This window comes from Acetobacter papayae JCM 25143, assembly GCF_000613285.1.
Lineage (GTDB): Bacteria > Pseudomonadota > Alphaproteobacteria > Acetobacterales > Acetobacteraceae > Acetobacter > Acetobacter papayae.
On the sequence record NZ_BAIN01000154.1, the window covers coordinates 1 to 1,388 of the forward strand.

The 1,388-nt window shown below is 64.3% G+C and carries 2 protein-coding genes; both read right to left on the minus strand.

The genetic code is table 11. The annotated features are described in order from the left end of the window. A partial coding sequence (locus JCM25143_RS15070; protein WP_025861833.1) for an SIS domain-containing protein occupies positions 1 to 380 on the minus strand: 380 nt, incomplete at its 3' end. Between the two features lie 48 nt (positions 381 to 428). Beyond that, on the minus strand, positions 429 to 1,082 hold the full coding sequence (locus tag JCM25143_RS15075; protein ID WP_025861834.1) for a ribonuclease D: 654 nt from the start codon (positions 1,080 to 1,082) through the stop codon (positions 429 to 431). Positions 1,083 to 1,388 lie beyond the last annotated feature (306 nt).

Genomic DNA, 1,388 nt, shown 5'->3' on the forward strand with positions numbered 1-1,388 from the left:
CGGGCATGGGCCGCGATATCGGCCAGCTCGGTTGTTTCGCCGGAATTGGAAAAAGCCAGTATGGCATCGCCGGGCTGGATCATGCCCAGATCACCATGCGAGGCCTCGGCAGGGTGAACGAACAGCGATGGCGTGCCGGTGGAGGCCAGCGTGGCCTGTACCTTGCGCGCGATATGGCCTGATTTGCCAATGCCCGTTACCACCACGCGGCCGGGCAGGGCCAGCAGGATAGCCATGGCCGCAGCAAAAGCGCCACCCAGCCCGGTGGGGTCTTCCAGAGCATGCGCCAGAGCGGCGAGTCCTGCGGCTTCCATCCGCACCGTGGTGGCGGCGTCAGCACCGGAGGGGGCCGGTATGGGTGAGGGGGCGGGCTGGGTCATGAGTTATGCAGTTCGCTTACACGCAAAAGGCGGGGGGCGTGAAGGTTTTCATGCCCGGTGCGCGAAAATATCCGGCTCGTCATAGCCCAGACCGTCCAGTCTGGCCCGGCTGGGCAGGAAGTCGAAACAGGCCTGTGCCAGTTCGCGGCGCTCTTCTCGTTCCAGCAGGGCTTCCAGCCGTGCCCATAGCGCGTGCAGGTGCAGCACGTCCGAGGCGGCATAGGCAAGCTGTTCGGGTGTGAGGGTGGGGGCACCCCAGTCCGAACTCTGCTGGTGCTTGCTCAGATCCACCCCGAGCATTTCCCGGCACAGGGCCGCAAGGCCATGGCGCTCGGTAAAGGTGCGAACCAGCTTGGCGGCAATTTTGGTGCAGATAACAGGGGCAACCGTAATCCCCAGCGTATGTTGCAGGATACCGACATCAAACCGGGCAAAATGCATGATTTTTGTCAGCGCCGGGTCGGCCAGAACCCGCCTGAGGTTGGGGCAGGCATAGCCGGTGCCGCCAAGGCGGGTGGGGATAATCTGCACCAGATGGGCCGTGCCATCCCCTGCGGAAAGCTGGACAAGGCACAGCCGGTCGCGGTGGGGGTTGAGCCCCATGGTTTCGGTATCCACGGCAACGGAGCCGGAAAAGGTCAGCCCGTCAGGCAGGTCGTTCTTGTGCAGGGTAACGGCATTGTCCGAATAAGCTGAGGTCATGGCCCGCTCCCCGGTTGCGTGGTGTCATCTGGTGTCTGGCCGGTGCCGCTGGGGCGGGGCCTCTGGTCATTCCGTGGTGAATGGGCACCGAATACAACCCGCAACGCGGCTTGTCCATTCCTGCTGCCTCTCCGGGTTTACCGGCTTTCGGGCAAACACGGGTGGGGGGATAGGCGAAAGCCCCGCACATGCGCTAGGGAGAGAGCAGAATGACCAGAAAACCGGACACCTCATCCATGCGTTCTCCCCGCCCATCCCGGCCTGCGCGCCGCTCCCGTTCTTCAGGCTCGGCCGGTGGGGGCCGTG